Genomic DNA, 6,755 nt, shown 5'->3' on the forward strand with positions numbered 1-6,755 from the left:
ATCCATAAATAATTGTAGAGGATGTATAGTGGGGAGCCGTATACATCGAGAGGTGCACGTGCGGTTCCGGGGCGAGGGTTCGGAAACCTGCTGTCGTGAGACAGTAAGGCGCCGGATTCTTAGCCTACAACCAGAAGATCCCCAACTTCCAGCACCTGATCTCCGTTATCCGGAGCCGCGAGATTTCCGCGCATATCGTGGTGCAGACGCAGAGCCAGTTAAAGGCGGTCTACAAAGACCATGCGGAAACCATCATCGGCAACTGCTCCTGCGTCCTGTTCCTGGGCGGCAAGGAGCGCAGCACCCTGAAAGAGATTTCGGAAACGCTGGGAAAGGAAACCATCGACCTTTTCAACACCTCCGACACGCGGGGAAGCCAGCGCAGCATGGGGGTAAATTACCAGAAACTCGGAAAGGAACTCATGTCAACCGATGAACTGGCGGTGATGGACGGCGGCAAGTGCATCTTGCAGGTGCAGGGCGTAAGGCCGTTCTTCAGCGACAAATTTGACATTACCAGGCATCCGCAATATAAATACCTGCTGGATTCCAGCAAAAAGAACGCTTTTGATATTGCAAAATATCTGAGCCGGAGATTGACCGTCCGACCGGACGACGTTTTTGAAAGCTGTGAACTCGAAGCGCCGCCCGCGTCTGATGCGCCTGCCGATTGACCTGTTCAAACGGCGGGCTTTTTTGTTCCTGTCAACCAATCACAACAAATTTATGGAGGTAATTTATGGCATTTTTTACGAGCGCAATCGACACTTTGAAGGTACTGGTTATCGCGCTGGGCGCTGGCCTTGGCGTGTGGGGCGTTATCAACTTGCTTGAGGGCTACGGCAACGACAACCCTGGCGCGAACGCTCATGTACGGTAAAGAAGCAAGCAACCAAAAACAAGAGATAGACCGCCAGCACCACACTATTCCGAACCAAAGAAGCCAAAGACCAAAAGACAAGCATTATGGAAATGTGCATAACAGGCTATGGAATCATGGATAACTCTATTCACAGGACGTGGAAAAGCTAAAGTGCAGCTTTCCCACGTCCTGCAAACAGAGTTACCCACAATTCCATGAGATAGCCAGTTATGCACATTCCCACGAATGCCTGCGACTATGAAATACACTACATTCTTATCTTTCATATCAAAGAACAAAATAAAGTCTATTGATATTCTTGTTGACTTTTAAAATAAATAGATTTATAATAGCAATGTTACTAATAGTAATACTTGGAGGGAAATATGGATAATATTATTCTTGGTCTTTTGCTTTTGGATAGCAGGACAATTTATCAGTTAAGAGAACGAATCAGAAAAGGAATGGATTTGATGTATAGCAGCAGTATGGGTAGCATACAAGCCGCCATTAAAAAACTGCTAAATCATGGGTATATCAGTTATGAAGAAAGTGTGGAAAATGGAAAATACAAGAAAACCTATATTATAACGGATAGCGGGAAACGTTGTTTCTTTGAATGGGTAAACAGCCCATTTGAAGTGCAAAATATCAAAAATCCGGAATTAGTAAAGGTATATTTTATGGGTTTTTCAGATAAGACAAGCCGTAGGAATAACATTGAAAAATATCTGTCTCATTTAACCGAGAAATATCATGTGCTAAATGCCATTTGTGAAGAATCACAAAATGTAAATATTACGGAAGAAAACAAGGATATAATTTTTTATCAGTTTTCGGCGGCTCGTTATGGAAGAGATTTTATGAAATTTAATATTGAATGGTATAAAAAACTAATCAATGAAATGGAGGATAAAAAATAATGCAACAGTTCAAATTGGATTTTTCGCCAATCGTATATTACACTAGCGGAAAAGATTGTAGTGAATGGGTATTGTTTCTCCATGCTGCATTTGTAAATTATAAAATGTTTCAACCACAGATTAAATATTTTGAAAACAAATATAACATATTAGCGGTTGATATTATCGGTCATGGAAAATCAACAGATACAAAAAAGGGTGACTGTGTAGAGAAAATGTCAGCATGGATATACGATATTATGAACGCTGAAAAAATCAAGAAAATACATATTGTCGGTATTTCATTGGGTGCTGTTTTAGCACAGGATTTTGCAAATCGGTATCCCGAGGCAGTAAATTCCCTTGCCTGTTTTGGTGGATATGATATTAATAATTTTGATAAGAAAATGCAGAAAGAAAATGGAACCTCACAGATACGAATGATGTTAAAGGCTTTTGTTTCTATTAAATGGTTTGCGAAAGCAAATAAAAAAATATCTGCCTTTTCCCCGCAGGCTCAAAATGACTTTTATGATATGAATATTCAATTTCCAAAGAAATCTTTTTTGTATTTGGCATCATTGAATAGTATGGTAAATGTATTCCAAACAAAATCAAGAAAGTATCCTTTATTGATAGGGTGTGGAAAATTTGATATACCAATGGAATTGCAAGCAGTAGAAGATTGGAAAAGCAGAGAACCCCAATTAAAAGTTGCGATTTTTGAAAATGCTGGGCATTGTGTAAATATGGATATGCCACAAAAGTTTAATGAAGTAATGGAAGAATTTTGGGAAAACACAAAGAATTATTTATGAAAAATGCAACTGTAAAACATGCACACAGCCCTATGTGGGAGAAAGGGGGGAATCATTTATGCCTTGCACAGAAGCATACAGAGAACATATCATGTATACTTTCAATGGCTATTGCAAGACCGTCATACGCTTTGCTGCTATAACCGCATGGCGTGACAGGAGTAGACGGCGGCAAAAAGAAATATCCCTTGAATACCTCACAGAAGAAAAATTTTACCCTTTAGGCACAACAGACGAATATTTTGAAGCACCTTATGAAGAATATCCCATTACGATATGCGGTCAGACGGTTATCCTCACCAATGGGGAGCTTGCCACCGCCCTGTTATCTCTGCCGGAGAAGAACCGGGAAATCATTTTCCTTTACTTTTTCGGGGATTACACACAGCGGGAAATCGGGGAAATGTACGGACGCTGCCGGAGTACAACCGGGTATCAAATCCGCAGGACTTTACAGCTTCTGCACAAAGAAATGGAGGTGCTTTCACATGGGGAATCCGAGCCTTTTGCCTTATGAAACGATTGTCCGGGCGACCAGCGGAGAGCCGGAAGCCGTGGACGAGGTTTTGCGGCATTACAGCAAGCGAATCCGAATCGCCGCTATTGAAAACGGGCATATCGACAGGGATACAGAGGACAGTATAAAATCACGGCTTGTTGCCGCATTGTTCAAATTTCGTTTTGATGAACAGCCATATACCAAAACAGAATAACCGCCGTTACATAAAACAGTACACCAAGACAGGAAATCAAGAAAAGGTTTCCTGTTTTTTTGCGCCCATTTTTGGCATTTTTAAAAATCGCCAGTATTATGCCGTGCAAAGGGGGATAGAAAGAAATTTCTGAAAATTCCCGCCTTTTCCGGCTTGTACAGTTTTGTAAGGAATAGAGGGGAATTTCCGTAAATCTCCGTCATTTTTGCTTTGCGTGGTGTTGTAGGTAGTAGGGGGAGAAATATCGCCGCAACTTTGGCAAAATCCCCGCTTGCAGCACTAAAGGTATTGAGTGAAGCCCACACAGGGGAAACCGCCACTTTCTTAGAGCAAGATTCTACCACAGTACCAAAATTCGCTTATTGCTCATTTTGTCCTATGGGAATCTTGTTGGGGTTGCCACCCCAAGCCCGCCTTTTTGCGGCTTGCGCCGCTTGAAAAAATCCACCCACGAAAGGAGGTTCACAGCCATGAAAAGATACAACACGCCCCACCGCCAGCGGGTAATCAAGACACGCTTGACCGAGGAAGAATACGCCGAGTTTTCCGAGCGTGTCAACCTCTGCAAAATGAGCCAAGCCGAGTTTATCCGGCAAGCCCTTACCAAGTCAAGAATACAGCCTGTTATTACCGTTTCCCCGGTCAATGATGAATTGTTATCTGCCGTTGGGAAACTCACAGCCGAGTACGGGAAAATCGGCGGCAACTTGAATCAGATTGCCCGCTGTCTGAACGAGTACGGCGCACCTTATAACGCCCTCTCCCAAGAAGTGCGAGCCGCCATAGCGGAGCTTGCTGCCTTGAAGTTTGAAGTCTTGCAGAAAGTAGGTGAAGCCGTTGGCAACGTTCAAACATATCAGCTCTAAAAATGCCGATTATGGAGCTGCCGAACAGTACCTAACCTTTGAGCATGACGAGTTTACCATGAAGCCCACCCTTGATAAAAATGGGCGGCTTCTCCCCCGTGACGATTACCGCATTTCTTCTCTGAATTGCGGCGGCGAGGATTTCGCCATAGCGTGTATGCGCTCCAATCTCAAATACGGCAAGAACCAGAAACGGGAGGACGTAAAGAGCCACCACTATATTATCAGCTTTGCCCCCCGTGACGCACCCGACAACGGCTTGACCGTAGACCGGGCGCAAGCATTGGGCGAGGAATTTTGCAAGACGCATTTCCCCGGACACCAAGCCCTTGTATGCACCCACCCGGACGGGCATAACCACAGCGGCAACATTCATGTGCATATCGTAATCAATTCTTTGCGGATTGAGGAAGTACCCTTGCTGCCCTACATGGAAAGACCAGCCGACACAAGGGAGGGCTGCAAGCACCGCTGTACGGACGCAGCTATGGAGTATTTCAAAGCGGAAGTCATGGAGATGTGCCACCGGGAAAACCTCTATCAGATTGACTTATTGCATGGGAGCAAGAACCGAATTACCGAGCGTGAGTATTGGGCGAAACGGAAAGGACAAGCCGCACTGGATAAAGAGAACGCTTCCCATGCCGCCGCAGGAGAGCCACCGAAACAGACCAAGTTTGAAACCGACAAGGAGAAGCTGCGACGCACGATCCGCACCGCCTTGTCCTCTGCCGTTTCCTTTGAGGACTTTTCCGGGAAGCTGTTACAGCAAGGCGTGACCGTCAAGGAGAGCCGGGGGAGGTTGTCATATCTCACACCGGACAGGACGAAGCCAATCACCGCCCGGAAACTGGGTGATGATTTTGACCGTGCCGCCGTACTGGAAGCACTCACCATAAACGCACAGAACGCCGCCAGAGCCGCCGAAACGCCCCTACCCCAACAGGAATACCCCCGCAGCATAAAAGACCGCTTACAGCGCAACAAAGCCGCTATAAACGCCCCGAAACAGGACAGCGTACAGCGCATGGTAGACATAGCCGCCAAGAAAGCCGAGGGCAAGGGGAAAGGCTATGAGAAATGGGCGACCTTGCACAACTTGAAGCAAATGGCGGCGACCATGAGCATTTACGAGGAATCCGGCTTTTCTTCCCCGGAGGAACTGGAAACCGCCCTTGCCGCCGCCAGTGCCGGACTGCATGAAGTGACCGGGAAACTGAAAGCCGTGGAAAGCACCTTGCGGGAGAAAAAGGACTTGCAGAAACAGCTATTAGCCTACATCAAGACCAAGCCAGCCCGTGACGGATTGCGGGTGCAGAAAACAGAGAAAGCCCGGAGAGCCTACCGGGAGCAGCACGAAAGCGAGTTTATCATTTCCGAATCCGCCGCCCGGTATTTCAAGGCACAGGGAATCTCCAAGCTGCCAGCGTCCAAAGCATTACAGACCGAGATTGAGCAGCTTACCAAAGAGAAAAACGCCCTTTACAACGAGTACCGGGAGAAAAAAGAGAACGTCCGGGAATTGCAGACCGTCAAGGGCAATATCGGGCAGATTTTGAGGGGCGCACCGAGCCAGCAGAAAAAACACGAACAGGAACGATAACAAAACAGCCACAGGAGGTAATGCCATGAGATTTACGAACAGCGAGCTTGAAATGATTTACCAGTACGCCGCACCCACCAAAGCGGAAACCATAGGCGGCATGAAAGAAACCGTACCCGTGATAAAAGACCTGTTGACAAGGGTAATCATGGAGAACTCCATAGAGAAGCTGCAAAAGATACCGGAGCCGGAATGCAGCCAGTTTATCGCCGACAACAAAGCCCGTTTCCTTGCGGGGCATGAGAACTCTATCCGGCGGCGGCTTGCTGAAGCAAAGGCACAGCAGCCAGTCATGCAAGGACACGACTTGACGGGCATGGAGCGTTTTCTCCCCGAAACCCGCCACATGATAGTCCTTGACGTAAAGACCAGCGACAGCCCCGTGGGATTTCCGGGGGAACGTCACCGCTATTTTCTCTCTGATGAGGGCTACAGGAACGCAAGAGCCAGCGAGGGGCGGGGCGAAATCAAGATAAAGAGCCATGCCGCCGTAGCTGCCGGGAAGCTGTACCCGGACAGGAAGCCGGAAAGGGAGCGTTGAGGGCATGGGCGCAAAGATACCAAGAATGGACTACCGCCAGTACCGGGCGGCGTGTCGGCTTGTGCATGAGTGCTGCAACTACGATAACGGCAACTGTATCTTGCTGGATAACGGCGAGCCTTGCGTATGTGTACAGAGTATCAGCTATTCCCTTATGTGCCGCTGGTTCATTGCCGCCGTGCTGCCGCTGGACGGGAAACTGGAAGCCGCCCTTTTGCACCGGGCAGACAGGAAACGCTGTACCGAGTGCGGCGGGTATTTTCTCCCCAAATCCAACCGGGGGAAATACTGCCCGGATTGCGTTGCAAGAGTGCGCCGCCGGAAAGAAGCCGAGCGTCAGCGGAAAAGATACCACCTTTCTACGCATTTAGGCTATGAAAGAAGCCCATAAATCACAATGTCATTAACTTAAGGAAAAGAACAATACCGGATGTCTTTACACCCATTCAT

General features: G+C 47.2%; 9 protein-coding genes and 1 pseudogene. All 10 read left to right on the forward strand.

Annotated elements, in window-relative coordinates:
• Window positions 1-134: 134 nt before the first annotated feature.
• Window positions 135-674, forward strand: a pseudogene (locus tag E5329_RS27675) (type IV secretory system conjugative DNA transfer family protein); the annotation flags it as partial.
• 65 nt (window positions 675-739) lie between these two features.
• Window positions 740-880 (forward strand): Maff2 family mobile element protein, encoded by a 141-nt coding sequence (locus tag E5329_RS27680; protein WP_135992376.1) that lies wholly within the window; start codon window positions 740-742, stop codon window positions 878-880.
• 368 nt (window positions 881-1,248) lie between these two features.
• Entirely contained in the window at window positions 1,249-1,785 is a 537-nt protein-coding gene (locus E5329_RS27685) for a PadR family transcriptional regulator (protein ID WP_135992377.1), read from the forward strand.
• Entirely contained in the window at window positions 1,785-2,582 is a 798-nt protein-coding gene (locus E5329_RS27690; protein ID WP_135992378.1) for an alpha/beta fold hydrolase, read from the forward strand. The genes E5329_RS27685 and E5329_RS27690 overlap by 1 nt, the downstream gene beginning before the upstream one ends.
• Before the next feature lie 58 nt (window positions 2,583-2,640).
• On the forward strand, window positions 2,641-3,099 hold the full coding sequence (locus E5329_RS27695; protein ID WP_135992379.1) for an RNA polymerase sigma factor: 459 nt from the start codon (window positions 2,641-2,643) through the stop codon (window positions 3,097-3,099).
• A complete protein-coding gene (locus E5329_RS27700) occupies window positions 3,071-3,295 on the forward strand; it encodes a helix-turn-helix domain-containing protein (protein ID WP_125130402.1) in 225 nt (74 codons plus the stop codon). Before E5329_RS27695 ends, E5329_RS27700 begins: the two co-directional genes overlap by 29 nt.
• Window positions 3,296-3,765: 470 nt before the next feature.
• A complete protein-coding gene (locus E5329_RS27705) occupies window positions 3,766-4,161 on the forward strand; it encodes a plasmid mobilization protein (RefSeq protein ID WP_135992380.1) in 396 nt (131 codons plus the stop codon).
• The gene (locus E5329_RS27710; RefSeq protein WP_135992381.1) at window positions 4,133-5,764 is read left to right on the forward strand and encodes a relaxase/mobilization nuclease domain-containing protein; all 1,632 of its coding nucleotides are present in this window, start codon (window positions 4,133-4,135) and stop codon (window positions 5,762-5,764) included. Before E5329_RS27705 ends, E5329_RS27710 begins: the two co-directional genes overlap by 29 nt.
• 25 nt (window positions 5,765-5,789) lie before the next feature.
• Window positions 5,790-6,305, forward strand: coding sequence for a DUF5720 family protein (locus tag E5329_RS27715; protein ID WP_135992382.1), 516 nt, complete (start codon window positions 5,790-5,792; stop codon window positions 6,303-6,305).
• Between the two features lie 4 nt (window positions 6,306-6,309).
• Window positions 6,310-6,696: a cysteine-rich VLP domain-containing protein gene (locus tag E5329_RS27720; protein ID WP_135992383.1), complete on the forward strand. Its 387-nt coding sequence runs from the start codon at window positions 6,310-6,312 to the stop codon at window positions 6,694-6,696.
• The last annotated feature ends 59 nt before the right edge of the window (window positions 6,697-6,755 follow it).

This window comes from Petralouisia muris (assembly GCF_004793545.1).
Taxonomy (GTDB): domain Bacteria; phylum Bacillota; class Clostridia; order Lachnospirales; family Lachnospiraceae; genus Petralouisia; species Petralouisia muris.